The sequence below is a fragment of the Rathayibacter sp. VKM Ac-2929 genome (genome assembly GCF_022815495.1).
In the GTDB taxonomy this organism is placed as follows: Bacteria; Actinomycetota; Actinomycetes; order Actinomycetales; family Microbacteriaceae; genus Rathayibacter; species Rathayibacter festucae.
This window is the reverse complement of record NZ_JALGRV010000004.1, coordinates 366613-386578: the sequence shown is the minus strand read 5'-3', so window position 1 is coordinate 386578 and position 19966 is coordinate 366613. Positions and strand designations below refer to the sequence as shown.

Sequence of the window (19966 nt, the reverse complement as noted above, 5' to 3'; positions counted from 1 at the left end):
CCACACAATGGCAGATCGAAGCTTGCGCGGGATGAGGCTCGGCTCACAGAGCCTGCAGAGCGAAGAAGGCGTCGTCTTCTCACCGCGATCGACGTTCACGTACCACTGCTCGGATTGCGGCCACGACACCGACATGGTGTTCTCGGCCGACGCCGAAGCGCCCGAGACCTGGGAGTGCCGCAACTGCGGCCACGAGGCCGTGCTGCTGGTGGATTCGAAGCCCGTCGTCGTCGACCGGGGCGAGCAGAAGGCACCGCGCACCCACTGGGACATGCTGCTGGAGCGCCGCACCCGTGCGGAACTCGAGGAGCTGCTCGAGGAGCGCCTCGCCTACCTCCGCGCCCGTCGCGGAGAGCACAAGATCGGCGCATAGCGCCCCAGGGTCCTGCTCGGCCGGCGTCCTCGCCGGCCGGCGGACCCTTCTTCGTGCCCGGACGCGCTTCGCGCGCTAGCGCCGACGCCGCGGCGTGCGCGTCCGCAGCACGAACGACACCAGCCCGATGAGACTCGCGGCGAGGAAGTACCAGCCGAGGTTCCGCGCCCAGACCAGCGCCGGGGTCGTGACCGAGGCGAGCGGTACCTCGTCCACCATCGCACCCGGCTCGAACCACTCCAGCGAGTCGATCGTCGAGCCGTCCGGCGCGATGATGGCGCTCGTGCCGACCGTCGAGATGTTGACCACGCTGCGGCCCGTCTCGATCGCCCGCAGCCGCCCGATCGCCAGCTGCTGGACGCTCTCGTCCGTCCGCCCGAAGTCGGCGTTGTTGGTCTGCGCGAGCACCAGCTGCGCCCCGCCGTCGACCATGGCGTTCGTCAGCGAGTCGTCCGAGATGTCGAAGCAGATCGCGATGCCCGCCAGGATCCCGTTGATGTCGAAGACGTTCGAGCGGGTGCCGATCGAGTAGTCGCGGCTGACCAGGTCCACGAGGTCGGGTGCGAACATCCGCCAGAAGGCGCGGTCCGGCATGTACTCGGCGAACGGCACCGGGTGCACCTTGTCGTAGATCTGGGTCGCGCCCTCCCCCGCCTTCCAGAGCAGCGAGCTGTTGTAGAAGACGTCGTCGGAGGGGTTCGTGATCGTCCCGACGATGAAGGGCGCGTCCATCCGGCTGCTGAGGTAGTCGAGGACGGCGGCCGACTGAGCGTTCCGCGTCGGATCGACGTCGACGCCGTTCTCCGGCCAGACCACCATGTCGACGTCCTCGTCGATGATCGGCAGCGTCGCGGAGGTGTGGTCCTCGAGGATCTGCCCGCGATAGCTCTGCGAGAACAGACCCGCGTCGGAGTCGCCCTGCACCGCGGCGATCCGCGTCGTCCCCTCGGTCGGCGCGGGCCAGGCCGGGAAGACGAGCGCCACGATGGAGAAGCCGGCGACGACGGCCGCGCGGCCCGAGGCCGGAACCGACGTCGTCCGAACCGCCTGCGCCAGCGTCGCCGCGAGGAACGCGACCACGAAGCTCAGGCCGGAGAAGCCGACCCAGGCGGCGAGGTCCGCGAGCGGCCCCGTCGACTGCGAGAGCGCGAGCCGCCCCCAGGCGAACCCGCCGTACGGCCACTGGATCGTGATCGTCTCGCGGCCCACCCAGAGCGCAGCGACCAGCGCGGGCAGCCCGATCATCCGGCCGAGCGGCCCCGTCCAGACCCGCTGCCCCCGCGTCAGCAGCATCGCCGTCAGGCCGGAGGAGAGCGCGAAGAAGATCGCCTGCAGCCCGGCCAGCGCCGCCCACGGCACGAGGCCGAGGTAGAGCGTCAGCCACTGGATGTGCACACCCCAGAAGACCGCGCCGCCGACCAGGCCGACCAGCGCACCGCTCCAGAAGCCGCGGCCGGCCAGCGCGAACAGGATCGCGGCGGTGCCGACGATCGCGAGCGGCCAGACGTCGGAGTCGGGGAAGCCGCGGTCGAGGGTCGCCCCGCCGAGGGCCGCGAGCGGGATCGCCAGCCACAGCGGTGCCGTGCGCCCGGTGGGCGCCGAGATCACCGCCCTCATGCGACCGTCGAGTAGGCGACGATGCCGTGCCGGACGAGCTCGAGCGCGGCACGGGCGGCGCGCCCGACCTTGCCCTCGGCCACCAGCGAGAGCTGGTCGAGCAGGTCGATCGTCTGCTTCGCCCAGCGGACGAAGTCGCCGGCGGCCATGTCGGACTCGCGGAGGACCGCGTCGAGCGGCATCCCGCGCGCCCACATGTTCATCGGCAGCGCCAGGCTGGTGGAGATCGGGTTGCTGCCCGGGAGCCGGTGGTCGCGCTCGACGTCGTCGAGCTTCGCCCACAGCAGCTGCGTCTTCTCGAGCGCCTCGGGGAAGGTGCCGCGCGGGAGATGCTTCTCACCGAGGGTGCCCTCCTCGCGGCGGGGCTCGAAGACCAGGCAGCACGCCATCGCGGCGAGACCGGCCGGGTCGAGCTCGGTCCAGGCCTGCTTGCGCAGGCACTCCGCCACGAGCAGGTCGCGGTCGCCGTAGATGCGCTTGAGCGTCCGGCCGTTCGGGGTGAGGGACAGCTCGCCGGCCTCGTCGAGCCGGAAGTAGCCGAGCTCCCTCAGCACGTCCGTGATCCGGTCGAAGATGCGGGCGACCGCGCCGGTGCGCGAGCGGATCTGACGCTCGATCTCGTCGGTCTCCTTGCGCAGCTTCCACCAGCGCTCCGCCCAGCGGGCGTGCTGCTCGCGATCCGAGCAGGCGTGACAGGGGTGCGCCTTCATCCGGCGGCGCAAATCGCTGAGCTGCCCCTGCCGCTTCTCGCGCTCGCTGTGCGATGCGGACTCGCCGCGCACGGCGCCGCGGCGCTCCAGCTCGCCGATCTCGCGGCGGATCGCGGCGTACTGCTCGAAGTCGCCGAGGTGGCACTGCATCGCGGTGACGTAGCCCTCGAGCGAGGTCTCCTGCTGCCGGACCCGGCGCGCCAGGTCGACGACGGAGCGGTCCGCCTGGAACTGCGCGAACGAGGACTCGAGGATCTCGCGCGTGCGGGCCCGGCCGAACTGGTCGATCAGGTTGGCCGCCATGTTGTAGCTGGGCCGGAAGGACGAGTTGAGCGGGTAGGTGCGGCGCGAGGCGAGCGAGGCGACGGCCTGGGGGTTCATCCCGCCGCGCCACTGGATCACCGAGTGGCCCTCGACGTCGATCCCGCGGCGGCCGGCGCGACCGGTCAGCTGGGTGTACTCGCCCGGGGTGATCGGCACCCGGGACTCGCCGTTGAACTTCTCGAGCTTCTCGAGCACGACCGTGCGGGCGGGCATGTTGATGCCGAGCGCGAGCGTCTCGGTGGCGAAGACCACGCGGACCAGGCGGCGGAGGAACAGCTCCTCGACGACCTCCTTGAACGCGGGCAGCATGCCGGCGTGGTGCGCGGCGACGCCGCGCTGCAGCCCGTCGAGCCACTCCCAGTAGCCGAGGACCGCGAGGTCCTCGTCGCGGATCGTCCGGCAGCGCTCCTCGACGATCGCGCGGATCTCGTCGCGCTCATGCCGCTCGGTGAGCCGGACGCCCGAGCGCAGCACCTGGCGGACGGCCTGGTCGCAGCCGTTGCGGCTGAAGACGAAGAAGATGGCCGGCAGCAGGTTCTTGCCGCGCAGGATCTCGACCACCTCGGAGCGCGGGACGAGGTCCTCGGCGCGGGTCTCGTGGAAGCGACCGCCGCCGCCACCCCGGCCGCGACCGGAGCCGCGACCGCCGCGCTCGACGCGGGTGCCGCCCTGCGCGAGGCGCGCCAGCTCGGGATTCACGCGGTTGGTCGCCGCGCGCCCGGACGAGTCGAAGAGATCGAGCAGCTTGCCGCCGACGAGGACGTGCTGGTCGAGCGGCACCGGCCGCTCCTCCGAGACGATGACCTCGGTCTCGCCGCGGACGGTCTGCAGCCAGTCGCCGAACTCCTCGGCGTTCGACACGGTCGCGCTGAGCGACACCAGCCGGACCGACTGCGGGAGGTGGATGATGACCTCCTCCCAGACCGCGCCGCGGAAGCGGTCGGCGAGGTAGTGCACCTCGTCCATCACGACGTAGGCGAGGTCGCGGAGCAGGTCGGAGTCCGCGTAGAGCATGTTGCGGAGCACCTCGGTCGTCATCACGACGATCCGGGCGCGCGCGTTGACGTTCGAGTCGCCGGTGAGCAGGCCGACCTCGGACGCTCCGTAGTCCTCGACGAACTCCTGGAACTTCTGGTTGCTGAGCGCCTTCATCGGCGTCGTGTAGAAGACCTTGGCGTTCGGATCCTGCATCGCCAGGTGGATGGCGAACTCGGCGACCGCCGTCTTGCCGGCGCCGGTCGGTGCGGCGACGAGGACGCTCCGCCCGTCGTCGAGCGCGCTGCAGGCCTCGTACTGGAAGGGGTCGAGGTCGAACGCGAGGGTCGAGCGGAACGCCTCGACCCTCGCGTGGCCCTGTCGTGTGCGGAACGCCGCGAAGCGCTCGGCGGGAGTGGCGCCGGTCACGCCGGCAGGTCGGAGGGACTGCCGTCGAAGACGATCTGCCGCTTGGCGACGCGCCTGTCGTGCAGGATCGCGATGCCGCAGGCGGCGAAGAACAGGATCGTGATCGGGATCGCCAGCAGGAACATCGAGATCGGATCCGCCGCCGGGGTGGCGATGGCCGTGAAGAGCACGATCACCATGATGGCGACGCGCCACGACTTGATCATCAGCGAGCCGGGCAGGATGCCGACGAAGTTCAGCAGCACCAGGAAGACCGGCAGCACGAAGGCGATGCCGACGACCAGCACGAGCTTGAGCACGAAGTCGTAGTACGTCTTCGCGCTGAGCACGCTCGCCGCGTCCGAGCCGGTGAAGCTCGTCAGCAGCTCGACGATGTGCGGGAAGACGAACCAGCCCGAGGCGCAGCCCGCGAAGAACAGCGGGATCGCGGTGAGGATGAAGCCGAGGCCGTAGCGGACCTCCTTGCCGGTCAGACCGGGGACGAGGAACGCCCAGATCTGGAACAGCCAGACCGGGCTCGCGATCACGATGCCGATGGTCATCGCGATCTGGAGCTTGAGGTCGAACGCGCCGGTGATCGTCTCGAAGTTGAGGACCGCGGTCTTGTTCTGATCGCGGGCTACTTCGGCGATCGGGGCCTTGAGGGCCTCGAGCACCCAGTCCGAGAGGAACCAGCCGGCGACGCAGCAGACCGCGATCGCGATCGCCGCGATGAAGAGCCGGTTGCGAAGCTCGATCAGGTGGGACCCGAGGGACATGCGTCCCTCGGGGTTCTTCCCCGCTCGCTTCGTCCGTGGCTTCTTCGCTGCCACGGAGGTCATTACTTGAGCGGGGACTCGGGCGGCAGCGTCGTGCCGGTGCCGGTGGTCGTACCCGTGGCGGTGGTCGAGCCCGAAGCCGTGGTCGAGTCCGTCGCGTCCTTGCGCTCGGTCCCGTCCTCGTCCTTCATGGTCTTGACCTCGCTCTTGAAGATGCGCATCGACTGCCCGACGCTGCGCGCGAGCTGAGGAAGCTTGGGCGCACCGAAGAGGAGGAGGATGACGGCGAGGATGATGAGGAGGTGCCACCCCTGGAGGCCAGCGAACATTGCAGTCTCACTTCACTTGTCGGTTGCGGTGTACCAGGAGCCTACCCCGTTCGACCCGGAGTGACCGGCGATCCTCGGTCCTCTCCCGGCGGGCGTCCCGGCGGGACTCGTGACCGCGGCGGACCTCGTCGCGATCGGCGAAGAGCGAGGACGGCGGCCGGGTCGACGCCTCGGCGGGCTCCGGCACCTGCAGGGCGTCGAGCTTCGCGGTGATCTCCTCCAGCTGGCCGAGCAGCAGCCGGCCCTTCCGCCAGTAGGACAGCCCGAACAGCACGAGCACCGCCAGAGCGGCGATCGCGAGGGCGAGCCAGATCAGGATCCAGGACCACCAGGTCACGGGGTCTCCTCTCCGTTGGCCGTCAGCGCGGCGCGGGTCCACTCGGCGACGGCGGTCCGCGCCGCCTCGGGGGCGACGACGGTCACGAGCCCGGGCAGCGAGGCGACCAGGCGGGTGAGACCGGCGAGGTGCGCGACGCGGATCCGGACGAGCACTCCCGCACCCTCGTCTCCGGCGGGAACCGACGGGAACTCGGCGTCCGCGGCGTAGTCGCCCAGCAGCGCGACCGAGCCCGGGGCGACCCGGAGGTCGATCAGGAGGTCGGAGGCGGACGCCTCGAACAGCCGGTCGGGCAGCGTGACCTCGTTGCGGCGGCGGACGATCGGGGTCCCGGTGTCGGTGAGCGCGCGCATCCGGTCCACGCGGAAGGTGCGGACGCCCTCGCGCAGGTGGTCCCAGCCGCGCAGGTACCAGTCGCGGTCGACCGACTCCAGCAGGAACGGGTCGACGAGCCGCGACTCCGTCTCGCCGCGGGCGCTGCGGTAGTCGAAGGCGAGCTGCGTCCCGGCCGCGAGCGAGGTGCGGAGGATGGCGAGCGAGGCGTCCGCGCCGACGCCCCGGGCGACCGCGACGGCGGTCGGAGCCGAGGAGGCGCCGCGGGCGAGCTTGCCCATCAGCGAGGCGATGCGATCGTTGCCCTGGTTCTCGGGCAGGGCGGCCAGGTACTGCATCCCGGCGATGAGCGCCGCGGCCTCGCGCGCCGAGAAGCGCGGCGAGTCGTCGATGGCGACCTGCTGGGTGAGGACGATGTGGTCGTTCTCCTCGAAGTCGTCCCAGCTGATGTCGAAGAGGTCGTTGGACTGGTACTGCGAGGTCTCGCCGGGGATGCCGGAGACGGCGATCAGCCGGACGGCGCGGCGGACCTCCTCCTCGGCGATCTCGAAGTGCGCGGCGACCTCGGCCACGCTCACCCGGCCGCGATCGAGGAGGTACGGGACGAGCGAGAGCAGGACGGCGAGGCGGTCCCGCGCCTGGAGCGAGCGGGGCCTAGCCACGGGCGGCTCCCCCGTGCTCGGTGACGGAGTGGTCGCCGGAGGAGTGGTCGCTGAGGGAGCGGCGCAGGCGGTCGACGACCTTGCGGCGCAGCTCCTCCGGCTCGAGGACGACGACCTCGGGGCCGTAGCCGGCGAGCTCGTCCGCGAGGACGTCGGCGTCGGTGAAGTGCAGGCGCAGCAGATCTGTGCCCTCCCCCGCCGCCTCGGCGCGCACGCCGAGCCGGAGTGCCGCGTCGGAGTCGGGCGCGACCTGCAGGAGGGCGGTGCTGCGGGCGAGGATCTCGTCGAGCTGGGCGAGGGCGGTGGCGGCGTGGTCGCCCGGCTCGGCCGGGGCGGTGCGACCGGTGGTCGCGACGGGTCCGACGATGCGGGAGAGGAGGAAGGTGCGGGTGCCCTCGGCGGTCTCGTCCCAGCCGTGCAGGTGCCAGCGGCCCTGGTGGTTGACGAGCGCGCGCGGACGGACGGTGCGCGTCCGCGGCTCGTCGCCACCGGGCTTGAGGTAAGGGAAGCGGACGACCTGGCCGCGGTCGAGCGCCGCGTTGAGCGGCTCGAAGGAGGCCTCGCGCACCCGGATCGAGGGGCTGATGCCGATCACCGGGTCGACCGAGTCGACGCCGAGCGAGCGCAGCTTGATCAGGGCGCGGCGCGACTCCGCGGAGAGCGTGCCCTCGCGCCAGACCGCGCCGGCGAGGCGCAGCAGCGCCATCTCCTCCTGGTCGAAGGAGAGGTCGGCGGGGAGGTCGTAGCTGCGCTTGGCGATCCGGTAGCGGACCGTCTGGGTGTTGCCCGGGTCGCCGGGCGCGTCGACCGTCTCGATCGGGATGCCGAGCTCGCGCAGATCGTCCTTGTCGCGCTCGAACTGCCGCTCGAGCGAGGCGCGGTCGCCGGGATCGGAGCGCTGCCGATAGCCCTGCACCGTGGAGAGCACGTCGGCCTTCGTCAGTCCGTTCTCGGCAGCCACGAGCGCCAGCACCAGGTTGAACAGACGCTCCTCGGCCGGGATGCGGCTCGAGGTCGAAGCGTCGGCGGGCACGCCCTCCAGTCTAGGGCCGGGCCCCGCCGCCCCCGACGTGCCTCCGCGTCATCGTCCGGCAGTGCCGGAGGACCACAGTGCTCGGAATGGAAGAGAAACGTGCGACTTGTTGTAAAGGACGAAGTTGCCATCTGATTGCATGGCCAATCTGTAAAAGCCGACCGTGCCAGATGTTCCTGTCGACCATGCGAACCCGCAGCAGTAAGGGGAACCGTCTTGGATCACTACATCACCATTGCCCCGCATGGCGAGACTTCTTTCTCGCGGGGACGCGGTATTAGACGACCACAGCACTTGATCGTTCTTGTAGACCACAAGGTTGCCGTCGCCTTGGAAGACCGCCTTGAATGGTCCTTCTGTCAGACAGAAGGATCCCGCTTTGAAGAATTGGCCCAAGCCGAAGCCGGTCTCATAATCGTACGAGCTTCGTGACCCGCAGGCGATGGACGGTCGTGGTGTCGCGTCGGCATGCGCAGGACCGCTGACGACCACCGCTCCTGAAAGAGCGGCCGCTGCAGCAAGCACCGTAGTGAGGATTTTCTTCTTGATGACGTGCACTTTCTGACCCTCTCTCTGGACAACGTTGTCGCGTCGAGAGTAGGTCCCATGAGTGCTTGTCCTGTGCTGTGGCGCGGAACACACCGCCCTGTGGCGTCAGCCGTCTTGGGGACGCTCTGCAGCCAGGCGAGTGTCACCCACTTCGAACAGCAGAACTGCCCTGGCCGCGATATTCCGGGAGCGGACTCAGTCGATCGCGAGGACGTCGGCCACGAAGACGAGCGTGGAGTCGGCGGCGATCGGGCCTTCCTTCGGCGGGTTGTCCCCGTAGCCCTCGTCGGGCGGGATGATCGCGATGACCTGGGAGCCGACCGGCTGGCCGATCAGGGCCTTGGCGAAGCCGGCGATGACGCCGCCCTGGCCCTCGGTCGCGACGAAGGTCGCCGGGGCGCCCTTCTGCCAGCTGGAGTCGAAGATCTTGCCGTCGGCCCAGAGCCAGCCGGTGTACTGCACGACGACGGTGTCGCCGTCCTCGACGACCGCGCCGTCGCCCTTCTTGAGCTGGGCGATCTCGAGCTTCGTGGGCGCGTCGCCCGAGGGCTTGGCCAGACCGGGGACACCGTCCGGGTCCAGCGTCACGGCGGGGAAGCCGTTCGGGACGGGCTGGGCCTCGCCGTTCGCGCGGGCCAGCGACGCCTTCTCGATGTCCGCGACGAGCACGAGGGTGTCGTCGGCCGAGATGCCGAGCTGGGCGGAGGAGTCGCCGAAGCCGTCCTCCGGGGCGATCGCGATCGCGACGCGCGAGCCGACCTGGCTGCAGAGCAGACCCTGGTTGAGGCCGACGAGCCCGGCGCCGCCCACCGTGAAGGTGGCGGTGCTCGCGCCGTCGTAGGGCGAGGCCTCGAGGACCGAGCCGTCGGCGCCGTTGACCAGCGTGTAGTCGATCGTGACGAGCTGGCCCTTCTCGAGCGGGTCGCCGGAGCCCTCGATCAGCGTGCTGACCTGGGTGCCGTCCGCCTTCAGCGGCGAGGGCACCGTCACGTCGGGCTGCTCGCCGAAGTCGCCGGTCGCCTTCACGGCCGACGACGAGGCGCCGGACGAGTAGGGGGCGTCGCAGTCGGCCTTCGACGAGGACGCGGAGCATCCGGTCAGGGCGGCGACGATGCCGATGCCGGCAATGAGCGCGGTGGTCCTGCGCACGGGTCCTCGTTTCACGAAGTGGGAGTGGTGGGGCCCGAGTGCGAGACGATCGGGACGGCGGCTCGGTCCGGGGACCGGAAAGCCGGGATCAGCTTAGACGATGCCCTCGTCGTCACCGGAGCCGGTCGCAGGACCGCCGTCACCGTCCGCGTCGGCCTCGCCGAAGCCCCGCGCCCGCGAGAGCTCGGCGCTGGTGGCCGACTCCCGCACCCGCTTGCGCAGGCTCTTCGGGCTGACGGCCCGCTCCCCGAGCGCGCCGGGGGTCCAGGCCTCGACGTCCTCGTCGCTGAAGTCCGTCTTGGACGGGCGGCGCTTGAGCTCGGGCAGGACAGCACCCGGCGCCAGGCGGCGGGCGGTGATGAGGAAGCCGGTGTGGCCGATCATCCGGTGGTCGGGGCGGACGGCGAGACCCTCGACGTGCCAGCCGCGGACCATGGTCTCGTTCGACGCCGGGTTGGTGAACAGGCCCGAGGCCCGGATCGCCTCGGCGACGCGCGAGAGCTGGGTGACGGTCGCGACGTAGCAGAGCAGGACGCCGCCGGGCGTGAGCGCGTCGGCGGCGACGTCGAGGCACTCCCAGGGCGCGAGCATGTCGAGGACGACGCGGTCGGCCTCGCCGGGGGCGACGGCGCCGGGCAGCTCCTCGACGAGGTCGCCGACGGTGACGCTCCAGTTGTCGGGCGTGTAGCCGAGGAACGTCTCGATGTTGGCGCGGGCGACGTCCGCGAACTCCTCGCGGCGCTCGAAGGAGGAGAGCCGGCCGCCCGGGCCGATCGAGCGCAGCAGCCAGAGCGAGAGCGCTCCGGAGCCGACGCCCGCCTCGACGACGCGGGCGCCGGGGAAGACGTCCGCGAGCGCGAGGATCTGCGCGGCGTCCTTCGGGTAGACGATCGCCGCTCCGCGCGGCATCGACATCACGAAGTCGGCGAGCAGCGGACGCAGGGCGAGGTGCTCGACGCCGACGGTGTTGACGACGACGGAGCCGTCGGGCAGCCCGATCACCGTGTCGTGCTCGATTCCGCCGCGGTGGGTGTGGAAGACCTTGCCCGGAACGAGGGTGATGGTGTTCATCCGCCCCTTCGGCCCGGTCAGCTGCACGCGGTCGCCCGCGCGGAAGGGTCCGGAATGCTGCAGTGCCTCACCGGTCATCGGCGGGCCTCCGTCTCGGTCGTGAGCGCGCGGGAGCGGTGCTCGGAGGACACCAGCGCGAGGTCCGCGACGGTTCGGCCCGCGAGGGTGGGCCAGAGGGAATAGGGGGCGTCGGCGTCGAGCTCGAGCTGGTGCGGCACGCCGATCGCGGCGGCGCCCGAGGCGACCGCGGAGGCGAGGCCCGCGTGCGAGTCCTCGATGGCGACGCAGGCGTCCACCTCCACGCCGAGGGTGCGCGCGGCGAGAAGGTAGGCCTCGGGGTGCGGCTTGCTCCGCTCGACCATGTCGCCGCTGACGACGGTGGCGAAGGCGGGGAACGGGAGGCGGTCGACGACGGCGTGCGCCATCCGGCCGATCGACATCGTGACCAGCGCCTGGGGCACCCCCGCGGCGCGGACGGCGGCGAGCAGCTCGAGCGCGCCGGGGCGCCACGGGATGCTCTCGGCGAGCTGCGCGACGACCTCGTCGGTCATCCGGTCGATGATCGCCTCGATGGAGAGGTCGACGCCCTTGCCCTGGAGGATGCGGGCGGAGGCGGGGAGGCCGGAGCCGACCAGGCTCATCGCGTCCTCGTGCGTCCAGACGCCGCCGAAGGAGGCGACCAGCGCGTGCTCGGACGCCATCCAGTAGGGCTCCGTGTCGACGAGCGTGCCGTCCATGTCCCAGAGGACCGCGGCGGGGGCGCCCTCCGGAAGCGGGGGCTGCGGCCGGGACACGGGGAGGGAGGTGTCGGAAGTCACGAGCGACCATCGTACCGGCAGCCCTGATCGGGCCGACCGTACGCGCACAGCGGAAAGACGCGGGCCGGACGGAGGGGTCCGGGGCCGGGTCCTATCCTTGACGAACGGGTTCAGCGCACGCAGCGCTCCCCGGACATCGAGCCGAACACGGAGACCTCGCCTATGAACGTGATCAAGGGGAACGTCCTCGTCGTCGCCTTCGAGGGCTGGAACGACGCGGGCGACGCGGCCAGCGGAGCGGTGCGCCTGGTGAAGGACGCGGGCGAGTTCGTGCCCCTCTTCTCCGTCGACGCCGAGCAGTACTACGACTTCCAGTACACCCGCCCGATGCTCTCGATCGGCGAGGACGGGCGCCGCAGCCTCTCCTGGCCCGGCACCCAGATCTTCGGCCCGGCCGACACCTCGGTGGACGCGGAGAGCGCCCTCTACGTGATGATCGGCACCGAGCCCTCGCGCAGCTGGAAGAGCTTCGCGTCGGAGGTCGTCGACGCCATGCTCGCGATCGACATCTCGGCCGTCGTCTTCCTGGGCGCGATGCTCGCCGACGTGCCGCACACCCGGCCGATCTCGCTCTTCGCCTCGAGCGAGAACGCGGAGATGCGCGCCCAGTTCGAGCTCGAGCGCTCCACCTACGAGGGGCCGGTCGGCATCCTCAGCGTCATCGGCGAGGCCGCGCAGAAGGTCGGCATCCCGGCCGTCTCGCTCTGGGCCTCCGTGCCGCACTACGTGCACAACGCGCCGTCGCCCAAGGCGATGCTCGCGCTCCTCGAGAAGCTCGAGGAGGTCGTCGGACTGGCGATCCCCCGCGGCGACCTGGTCGAGGAGGCCGGCGAGTGGGAGCGCGGCATCGACGCCCTCGCCCTCGACGACGAGGAGATGGCCGCCTACATCGCCCAGCTCGAGCAGGCGCGCGACACCGTCGACTCCCCCGAGGCCAGCGGCGAGGCCATCGCCCAGGAGTTCGAGCGCTACCTCCGCCGCCGCGGCGACGGCCGCTCCGGCGAGGAGCCCTGGCGCCCGTAGCCCGCGGCGCGGGTCTCGATACGCCGCCTGCGGCGGCTTCTCGACCAGCACGGGTGGCACGGATCCACTTCATGCTGATCGAGTAGCCCGCGGAGCGGGCGTATCGAGATCCCCCGTCACCCGCGGGCGGGGAGCAGGCTCAGCCCAGGCGGACGCCGAGCAGCGCGTCGATCGCGTCGCTCAGGAGCGCGGGGTCGTCGACGCCGCCGGCCGTCGCCGCGTCGAGCACCGCGAGGCCGCCCGGGGTGTCGAGGTCCACCGCGAGCACGGCGCGCAGGCGCTCGAGCACGTCCGCGGCCGACGCCGGCCCGCTCGTGGCGAGCGACGCCTCCCACCGCGCGAGACGCTCCTCGGCGGCGGGCAGGTCCTCAGGCAGCCACTCCCAGTCGGAGCGGTAGTGGTGCGCCAGCAGCGCCAGGCGGATCGCGCGCGGATCCGTCCCCTGCGCCCGCAGCCGCGACACGAGGACGAGGTTGCCGAGCGACTTGCTCATCTTCTCGCCCTGGTACGCGACCATGCCGGCGTGCGCGTAGGCGCGGGCGAGCGGCCGGCCGGACAGCGACGCGGCGTGCGCGGCGCTGAACTCGTGGTGCGGGAAGACCAGGTCGCTCCCGCCGCCCTGCAGGGTGAACTCCGGACCGAGGCGGTCGAGCGCGATCACCGAGCACTCGATGTGCCAGCCCGGCCGGCCCCGGCCGACGGCCGCGTCCCAGGCGGGCTCGCCCGCGCGCTCGGCGCGCCAGAGCAGCGGGTCGAGCGGGTCGCGCTTGCCGGCGCGGTCGGGGTCTCCCCCGCGCTGCGCGAAGAGGTCGGCCATCGTCGCGGCGTCGAGTTTGCTCTCGCTGCCCAGGCGCCAGACGTCGCTCTCGCCGGCGGCGATGTCGTAGTAGAGGTCCTCGCCACCGTCGACGGCGGCCTCGGGAGTGGCGACGCGGTAGGCGATCCCGGCGCTCTCGAGGCGGGCGACCGCCTCCGCGATCGGCGCGATGGTCTCGGTGACCCCGTCGTAGTGGTCCGGCGGCAGGATCCGCAGCGCCGTCATGTCGCCGCGGAACAGCTCGACCTGCTCCTCGGCGAGGTCGCGCCAGTCCACACCGTCGCGCGTCGCCCGCTCGAGCAGCGGGTCGTCGACGTCGGTCACGTTCTGCGCGTAGAGCACCGAGTACCCCGCGTCGCGCCAGAGCCGCTGCACCGTGTCGAAGGCGAGGTAGGTCGAGGCGTGGCCGAGGTGCGTCGCGTCGTACGGCGTGATGCCGCAGACGTAGAGGCGCGCGGTGCCGTCCGCGGCGACGAGCTCGACGGGCGCACCCGTGGCGGTGTCGTGCACGGCCGGCACGGGTCCGCGACCGGGCAGGGCCGGGACGACCGGCGCGTTCCAGGTGCGCATCTACGCGGCGAGGAGGCCCGTGCTCAGCGCGACCATGAGGACGACGCCGAGGACGATGCGGTAGATCACGAACGGCAGGAAGCTGCGTCGCGAGATGTAGCTCATGAAGAAGGCGATCACGACGAAGCCGACGACGAAGGCCACGATCGTCGCGACGAGGGTCGCGAGCCCGCCGACCTGGATCTGGTTGGGCAGGATCTCGGGGTCGCTGATGCTCTTGTACAGCTGGTAGAGCCCGCTGCCGAACACCGCGGGGATCGCGAGCAGGAAGGAGTAGCGCGCGGCGGCCTTGCGCTCGTAGCCCATGAAGAGGCCGGCAGTGATCGTGCCGCCGGAGCGCGAGACGCCGGGGACGAGGGCGAGCGCCTGCGCGCCACCGAAGATCAGGCCGTCGCGGCCGTTCAGGTCGCGCAGTCGGCGCTTCTTCGCGCCCACGGCGTCGGCGACGCCGAGCAGGATGCCGAAGACGATGAGCGTGGTGGCGACGACCCAGAGCGAGCGGAGCGTGGTCTCGATCTGGTCCTGGAAGAGCAGGCCGAGCACGATGATCGGGAGGCTGCCGATGATGATCAGCCAGCCCATCCGGGCGTTCGCATCGGTGCGCGGGACCTTGCCGACCAGCGACCGGCACCAGCTCGACACGATCTTCACGATGTCGCGCCAGAAGTAGATGATGACCGCGGTCTCGGTGCCCAGCTGCGTGATGGCGGTGAACGCCGCTCCGGTGTCCTTGCCGTCCAGTCCGGGGAGCAGCTCGCTCACGATCCGGAGGTGGGCGCTGGAGGAGATGGGGAGGAATTCGGTCAGACCCTGGACGAGTCCCAGGATCAGCGCTTCGAGCAGGCCCATGCGTCACTTTCGAGGAGGGCTGGGGCGTCGTCGGCCAGCAGGCGGTCGGTGGTGGTCGTCGATCTGACCATCAGGATCGCAGGAGGAGATCGGTCAGGACCTTCCTGCCAAACACTAGTGCGTCGAGCGGAACCCGCTCATCGACCCCGTGGAACAGCGCCGGGAAGTCGAGCGAGCCCGGCAGCTGCAGCGGCGCGAAGCCGTAGCCGGTGATCCCGATCGTCGAGAGAGCCTTGTTGTCGGTGCCCCCGGACAGGAGGTACGGCAGCACCTCCGCCTCCGGGTCGAAGCGGCGGAGGGAGGCCGCCATGCTCTCCACGAGCGGACCGGCGAAGGGAACCTCGAGTCCGATGTCGCGGTGCTGGACCAGGATCTCGACGTGCTCGCCCGCGAGGACCTTCAGGCGCTCGAGGACGGCGTCCTCCTCGCCGGGGAGCACGCGGACGTCGATGGTCGCCTCCGCGGTGTCCGGGATGACGTTGGCCTTGTAGCCGGCGGAGAGCATCGACGGGTTCGCCGTGGTGCGCAGCGTCGCCGCGATGAAGCGCGAAGCGGTGCCGGTGGCGAGCGCGAGCTCCTCCGGGGTGCTGCGCTGCGGGTCGTGGCCGAGGATGCGGGCGACCTCGCCGAGCAGCTCACGGGTGGTGTCGGTGAGGCGGGTGGGCCACTCCTCGCTGCCGATGCGCGCGATCGCCTGGGCGAGGCGGGTGACCGCGTTCTCGCCGTTGATCTGCGAGCCGTGGCCGGCCGTGCCGCGCGCGCGCAGGGTGAGCCAGAGCAGCGCCTTCTCGCCGGTCTGCACGAGGTAGGCGCGCTTGCCGCCGAGCTCGATCGAGTAGCCGCCGACCTCGCTGATCGCCTCGGTCGCGCCGGCGAACAGCTCGGGGCGGGTCTTGACGAGGTGGCCGGAGCCGCGGACGCCGCCGGCCTCCTCGTCGGCGAAGAAGGCGATGACGAGGTCGCGGGAGGGCTTCCGGCCACTGCCGAGGATGTCGCCGAGGGAGGCGAGGATCATCGCATCCATGTTCTTCATGTCGACCGCGCCGCGGCCCCAGAGCATGCCGTCCTTGATGACGCCGCCGAACGGGTCGACGCTCCAGTTGTCCGCGATGGCCGGGACGACGTCGAGGTGCCCGTGCACGACGAGGGCGCCGCGCTCGCGGTCCTCGCCCGCGACCCGGGCGACGACACTGGTGCGGCCGGGATCGGAGTCGATCAGCTCGGGCTCGAGGCCGAGATCGCGCAGACGGGCGGCCACGTACTCGGCGGCCTCGCGCTCGGGCTCGGCCTTCCCGTCGCCGTAGTTGCTGGTGTCGAAGCGGATGAGGTCCCGCGCGATGATCGCGGTCTCGTCGAGATCCGACTCGGAGGGGGCGGCGGCGCTGTCGGAGGACGTCATGCCCCCACGCTAGCGGGCGGGCTCCCGGCACCCCTCTCCCCCGGTGTCATCCGAGGCGTTCGAACCGTGCTAATGTCTTCTTCGGCCGCGGAAACGCAGGCCGGAAACAACACTCGTCCGGGTGGCGGAAATGGCAGACGCGCTAGCTTGAGGTGCTAGTGCCCGTATAGGGCGTGGGGGTTCAAGTCCCCCCTCGGACACCGGCAGAACCCCTCGATCTCATGGAGATCGGGGGGTTCTTCTCGTTGGCGGCGGCGGTTCGATCTCAGAGGTGGTCGAGCCCTCCCGGCGTCGCGGTCTTCCAGCGGAGCGACAGAGCGGTGATGTGCTCGACGATCCGACGCGTGCACTCCACTGCTGAAGTCCGTCCGGAGTCGATCTCGAGGTCGTAGGCGACGCCGCGATGGACGGACTCCGCCTGGTGTGCCGCCATCCCGGTGGTGCGGTCGCCTCGGGCTCGCTCACGGGCGGTCGCGACCTCGGGGGCGCAGCGGATGCCCACCCAGACGACGTCGAGTCCGCGGAGGTGGCTGCGCAGGCGCTCCTGCGACTCCGACGCATCGAGGAACACGTCGTCGAAGACGATGCGTGCGCCGGCACTGGCGGTCGCGACGACGCCGGCCATCCAGGCCGACTCGAGTCGACGGAAGGCGTCGCCGAGCTCCACCGCGCCGTCGTCGCCGTAGGAGACGCCCTCTCCACCTCCGTCGAGGTCGGGCGGCAGCGCGTCCACCAGGGTGTCGATCGAGACGCTCAACCACGGATCGGGCAGGAGCGCCTGGAGACTCCGGGCGATCGTCGTCTTGCCGGAGCTCGATCCGCCGTTCAGGACGATGACGTCCGGAGTCACGGGGCACTCCGGGCGGGATCGCAGAGGGAGCTCGCCAGGGAGAGCGCATCAGGGCCGTTCATCCCGGCAGCCCAAGGCGGTCCACCTCGGTAGGTCGGTGCCCTGCGCAGCATCGACGCTCGACGATCGAGAGGACGGTGCCCCCTCCTTGACGGTCGGCCGCGCCGCTCCTAGGCTCTCGCCGGGTGAGAAACCGAATGAAACAGTTTCCTCATGGGGAGCACGGGTCTCATCCCTCGCCCGGCGACGTGCCGGACGACCTCGATCGAACGGACGCGACATGACGACCACCTCCTTCACCTCCGGCTGGATCGTCCGGGCGCCGCGCGGGCCGTTCGCCGCCGTGCAGGGCGGGGTCGACGACTCCGTCGCGGTGACGCTGCCGCACGACGCGCTCCGCGACGCCGAGCGCTCCCCGGACGCGGTGTCGAAGGGCGGCGCGGCCTACTACCCGGGCGGTGCCTCCAGCTACGTCACGACGTTCGAGGTGCCGGCGGAGTGGGCGGGCAAGGTGGTGCGGCTCGAGGTGCAGGGTGCCTACCGGCACGCGATGGTCTTCCTCAACGACGAGTTCGCGGGGAACCGCGCCGACGGCTTCGCGCGCTTCTTCGTGGAGCTGACCCCGTTCCTCCGCTTCGGCGAGACGAACACGCTGAGGATCGAGGTGCGCGCGGGGCAGGACTCGCGCTGGTACGCCGGCGCCGGGCTGCACCGGCCGGTGCTGCTGCACGTCGACGAGCCCGTGCACATCGAGCCGGACGGCGTGCGGATCACGACCGTGCGCGTCGAGGACGACCAGGCCGTCGTCGAGGTCGCGACGAGCATCGTCAACCGCGGGCTCACGACGTCGTCGCTCACGGTGGCGACCGAGCTCACCGGGCCGGCCGGCGACGTCGTCGAGAGCGCGACGACACCGGTCACCGTCGCCCCCGGCCGCACCGCCCTCGTGCGCCAGCGCCTCTACGTGCAGGAGCCCGCCCTCTGGAGCGTCGACTCCCCCGCCCTGCACAGCGCCCGCACGAGCATCGGCGTCGGCGACGACGTCGTCACCGTGCACGGCATCCGCACCGTCACCGTCGACCCGCGCAAGGGGCTGCGGATCAACGGCGAGAGCGTGCTGCTGCGCGGCGCCTGCATCCACAGCGACAACGGCGTCCTGGGCGCTGCCTCGATCGCCCGGGCGGAGGAGCGCCGGATCCAGCTGCTCAAGGAGGCCGGCTTCAACGCGATCCGGATGGCGCACAACCCCGCCTCGCCGTCGATGCTCGACGCCTGCGACCGCCTCGGCATGCTCGTGATGGACGAGGCCTTCGACATGTGGGTGCGCGGCAAGACGCACCACGACTACTCGCTCGACTTCGCGCAGTGGTGGCGAGCCGACCTGGAGTCGCTGGTGGCGAAGGACTACAACCACCCCAGCGTGATCCTCTACTCGATCGGCAACGAGATCGTCGAGGTCGGCACCCCGCACGGCGCGGTGCTGGCCCGCGATCTCGCGGAGCACGTGCGCTCGCTCGACCCCACGCGGCCCGTGACCAACGGCGTCAACCCGACTCTGGCCGTCCTCGACGAGCTCGACAGCATCCTCGCCTCGGAGCAGGGGCTGAACGAGCTGATGGGCGAGGCCGGCGCCGGGATGATGGCGGCGATCGGCTCCTCCGACGCCGTCACCCGCCGCACGGCGGAGTCGAGCGCGGCGGTCGACGTGCTCGGGCTGAACTACGCCGACGGGCGCTACGCGAGCGATGCGGAGCTGTTCCCGCAGCGCGTGATCGTCGGGTCCGAGACGTTCCCCTCGCAGATCGGCGAGCTGTGGCCGAAGGTGCTGGCGAACCCGAACGTGATCGGCGACTTCACCTGGACCGGCTGGGACTACCTCGGCGAGGTCGGCATCGGAGCCACCTCCTACGCGGAGGACCCGGCGGCGAACGGCGCGCTGGAGCGCGAGTACCCGTACCTGACGGCGTGGTGCGGCGACCTCGACATCACCGGCTGGCGGCGGCCCGCCTCCTACTACCGCGAGATCGTCTTCGGACTGCGCTCGGAGCCGGCGATCGCGGTCGTCCGGCCGGAGCGGCACGGGCAGACGGTGACGATGCAGTCGCCGTGGGCGTGGAGCGACTCGGTCGACTCCTGGACCTGGCCCGGCTTCGAGGGCTCTCCCGTCACCGTCGAGGTGGCCGCGGACGCGGACGAGGTGGCGCTGCTGCTCGACGGGGTCGAGGTCGGGCGCGCGGCCGTCGGGGCGGTGCGGCCGATGCTGGCGTCGATCGAGACGGTGCACCGGCCGGGCACGCTGACGGCGGTGGCCTACCGGTCCGGGAGCGAGACGGGGCGCAGCTCGCTCGTGTCGGCGTCCGGACCCGCGGTTCTCACCGCGGCGGCGGACCGGACGTCGCTGCGCGCTGACGACACCGACCTCGCATACGTGGCGATCGAGCTGCGCGACGCGGCGGGAGTGCTGGTCACCGGGGCTGACCGCCTCGTCTCCGTCGCCGTCGAGGGCGCGGGCGTGCTCGCGGGCTTCGGGAGCGGGGCGCCGGCGACCACCGAGCGCTTCGACGCCGCCTCGCGGACGACGTTCGACGGCCGCGCGCTCGCCGTCGTCCGTCCGACCGGCCCGGGGGCGATCACGGTGCTCGTCTCGTCCGACGGACTCGACGACGTCCGCATCGAGCTCTCCGCGAGCTGACGATCGACAGCACAGCCTCTCCCCTTCCGCGGGCGGCGCATCTCTTGCTGATCGAGTAGCCCGCGCAGCGGGCGTATCGAGATCCACCTGCGATCGAGGCCGAGTCTGCAGACCCACCGTGCTGACAGCGGTAGGTCTCGATACGCCCCTCCGGGGCTACTCGACCAGCATGGGGGTGCAGCCAGACCGGGAGCGCGTTCAGCTCTCCGCACACAGGGGGACACGCCCCATGCTGATCGAGTAGCCCGCGCAGCGGGCGTATCGAGATCCGCCCTCACCGGAAGCGGAGTCTGCAGACC

The 19966-nt window shown here is 71.3% G+C and carries 18 protein-coding genes and 1 tRNA gene; 4 read left to right on the top strand and 15 right to left on the bottom strand.

Annotated elements, in window-relative coordinates; all coding sequences use genetic code 11:
- Positions 1-7: 7 nt before the first annotated feature.
- A complete protein-coding gene (locus tag MT355_RS14335) occupies positions 8-373 on the top strand; it encodes an RNA polymerase-binding protein RbpA (protein WP_123446336.1) in 366 nt (121 codons plus the stop codon).
- Between the two features lie 75 nt (positions 374-448).
- Here MT355_RS14335 and lnt read toward each other — a convergent pair whose 3' ends face one another.
- From lnt to MT355_RS14280, 11 genes are all read right to left on the bottom strand, one after another.
- On the bottom strand, positions 449-1990 hold the full coding sequence (gene lnt, locus MT355_RS14330; RefSeq protein ID WP_279392411.1) for an apolipoprotein N-acyltransferase: 1542 nt from the start codon (positions 1988-1990) through the stop codon (positions 449-451).
- Positions 1987-4428, bottom strand: a complete 2442-nt coding sequence (locus MT355_RS14325; protein WP_243600017.1) for an RNA helicase — start codon at positions 4426-4428, stop codon at positions 1987-1989. The genes lnt and MT355_RS14325 overlap by 4 nt, the downstream gene beginning before the upstream one ends.
- On the bottom strand, positions 4425-5186 hold the full coding sequence (tatC, locus tag MT355_RS14320) for a twin-arginine translocase subunit TatC (RefSeq protein WP_123704207.1): 762 nt from the start codon (positions 5184-5186) through the stop codon (positions 4425-4427). Before tatC ends, MT355_RS14325 begins: the two co-directional genes overlap by 4 nt.
- A 62-nt stretch (positions 5187-5248) precedes the next feature.
- Positions 5249-5515, bottom strand: coding sequence for a Sec-independent protein translocase subunit TatA (gene tatA, locus MT355_RS14315; protein WP_123446332.1), 267 nt, complete (start codon positions 5513-5515; stop codon positions 5249-5251).
- Between the two features lie 7 nt (positions 5516-5522).
- A complete protein-coding gene (locus MT355_RS14310; protein ID WP_123446331.1) occupies positions 5523-5852 on the bottom strand; it encodes a hypothetical protein in 330 nt (109 codons plus the stop codon).
- Positions 5849-6847: a YafY family protein gene (locus tag MT355_RS21630; RefSeq protein ID WP_243600016.1), complete on the bottom strand. Its 999-nt coding sequence runs from the start codon at positions 6845-6847 to the stop codon at positions 5849-5851. The genes MT355_RS14310 and MT355_RS21630 overlap by 4 nt, the downstream gene beginning before the upstream one ends.
- Positions 6840-7880: a YafY family protein gene (locus tag MT355_RS14300; RefSeq protein ID WP_243600015.1), complete on the bottom strand. Its 1041-nt coding sequence runs from the start codon at positions 7878-7880 to the stop codon at positions 6840-6842. Before MT355_RS14300 ends, MT355_RS21630 begins: the two co-directional genes overlap by 8 nt.
- 48 nt (positions 7881-7928) lie before the next feature.
- A complete protein-coding gene (locus tag MT355_RS14295; RefSeq protein WP_243600014.1) occupies positions 7929-8438 on the bottom strand; it encodes a hypothetical protein in 510 nt (169 codons plus the stop codon).
- A gap of 186 nt (positions 8439-8624) precedes the next feature.
- Positions 8625-9578: an FKBP-type peptidyl-prolyl cis-trans isomerase gene (locus MT355_RS14290; RefSeq protein ID WP_243600013.1), complete on the bottom strand. Its 954-nt coding sequence runs from the start codon at positions 9576-9578 to the stop codon at positions 8625-8627.
- A gap of 93 nt (positions 9579-9671) precedes the next feature.
- Positions 9672-10727, bottom strand: a complete 1056-nt coding sequence (locus tag MT355_RS14285; RefSeq protein WP_243600012.1) for a tRNA (adenine-N1)-methyltransferase — start codon at positions 10725-10727, stop codon at positions 9672-9674.
- Positions 10724-11467 (bottom strand): HAD family phosphatase, encoded by a 744-nt coding sequence (locus MT355_RS14280; protein WP_308197392.1) that lies wholly within the window; start codon positions 11465-11467, stop codon positions 10724-10726. Before MT355_RS14280 ends, MT355_RS14285 begins: the two co-directional genes overlap by 4 nt.
- Before the next feature lie 162 nt (positions 11468-11629).
- On the opposite strand from MT355_RS14280, the gene MT355_RS14275 reads away from it, so the two are divergent.
- Complete coding sequence (locus MT355_RS14275; RefSeq protein ID WP_123704219.1) at positions 11630-12490, top strand: proteasome assembly chaperone family protein; 861 nt, start codon at positions 11630-11632, stop codon at positions 12488-12490.
- Positions 12491-12629: 139 nt separating this feature from the next.
- On the opposite strand, the gene mshC is transcribed toward MT355_RS14275, so the two are convergent.
- The 3 genes from mshC to MT355_RS14260 form a co-directional block, all read right to left on the bottom strand.
- Complete coding sequence (gene mshC / locus MT355_RS14270) at positions 12630-13877, bottom strand: cysteine--1-D-myo-inosityl 2-amino-2-deoxy-alpha-D-glucopyranoside ligase (protein WP_243600011.1); 1248 nt, start codon at positions 13875-13877, stop codon at positions 12630-12632.
- Positions 13878-14726 (bottom strand): undecaprenyl-diphosphate phosphatase, encoded by an 849-nt coding sequence (locus tag MT355_RS14265; RefSeq protein WP_243600010.1) that lies wholly within the window; start codon positions 14724-14726, stop codon positions 13878-13880. It lies immediately after the preceding gene.
- A gap of 70 nt (positions 14727-14796) precedes the next feature.
- Positions 14797-16125, bottom strand: a complete 1329-nt coding sequence (locus tag MT355_RS14260; protein WP_123735753.1) for a M20/M25/M40 family metallo-hydrolase — start codon at positions 16123-16125, stop codon at positions 14797-14799.
- A 115-nt stretch (positions 16126-16240) separates the two neighbouring features.
- Between MT355_RS14260 and MT355_RS14255 the strand changes: the two genes are divergently transcribed.
- A tRNA-Leu gene (locus tag MT355_RS14255) sits at positions 16241-16325 on the top strand.
- 65 nt (positions 16326-16390) lie between these two features.
- On the opposite strand, the gene MT355_RS14250 is transcribed toward MT355_RS14255, so the two are convergent.
- A complete protein-coding gene (locus MT355_RS14250; protein ID WP_243600009.1) occupies positions 16391-16975 on the bottom strand; it encodes an AAA family ATPase in 585 nt (194 codons plus the stop codon).
- Between the two features lie 280 nt (positions 16976-17255).
- On the opposite strand from MT355_RS14250, the gene MT355_RS14245 reads away from it, so the two are divergent.
- Entirely contained in the window at positions 17256-19667 is a 2412-nt protein-coding gene (locus tag MT355_RS14245) for a glycoside hydrolase family 2 TIM barrel-domain containing protein (protein WP_243600008.1), read from the top strand.
- The last annotated feature ends 299 nt before the right edge of the window (positions 19668-19966 follow it).

Excerpts from the sequence above, each read along its gene's own strand:
- MT355_RS14335 (WP_123446336.1), top strand. The coding sequence starts at position 8 with ATGGCAGATCGAAGCTTGCGCGGGATGAGGCTCGGCTCACAGAGCCTG.
- lnt (WP_279392411.1), bottom strand. The coding sequence starts at position 1,990 with ATGAGGGCGGTGATCTCGGCGCCCACCGGGCGCACGGCACCGCTGTGG.
- tatC (WP_123704207.1), bottom strand. The coding sequence starts at position 5,186 with ATGTCCCTCGGGTCCCACCTGATCGAGCTTCGCAACCGGCTCTTCATC.
- tatA (WP_123446332.1), bottom strand. The coding sequence starts at position 5,515 with ATGTTCGCTGGCCTCCAGGGGTGGCACCTCCTCATCATCCTCGCCGTC.
- MT355_RS14285 (WP_243600012.1), bottom strand. The coding sequence starts at position 10,727 with ATGACCGGTGAGGCACTGCAGCATTCCGGACCCTTCCGCGCGGGCGAC.
- MT355_RS14275 (WP_123704219.1), top strand. The coding sequence starts at position 11,630 with ATGAACGTGATCAAGGGGAACGTCCTCGTCGTCGCCTTCGAGGGCTGG.
- mshC (WP_243600011.1), bottom strand. The coding sequence starts at position 13,877 with ATGCGCACCTGGAACGCGCCGGTCGTCCCGGCCCTGCCCGGTCGCGGA.
- MT355_RS14265 (WP_243600010.1), bottom strand. The coding sequence starts at position 14,726 with ATGGGCCTGCTCGAAGCGCTGATCCTGGGACTCGTCCAGGGTCTGACC.
- MT355_RS14260 (WP_123735753.1), bottom strand. The coding sequence starts at position 16,125 with ATGACGTCCTCCGACAGCGCCGCCGCCCCCTCCGAGTCGGATCTCGAC.
- MT355_RS14245 (WP_243600008.1), top strand. The coding sequence starts at position 17,256 with ATGACGACCACCTCCTTCACCTCCGGCTGGATCGTCCGGGCGCCGCGC.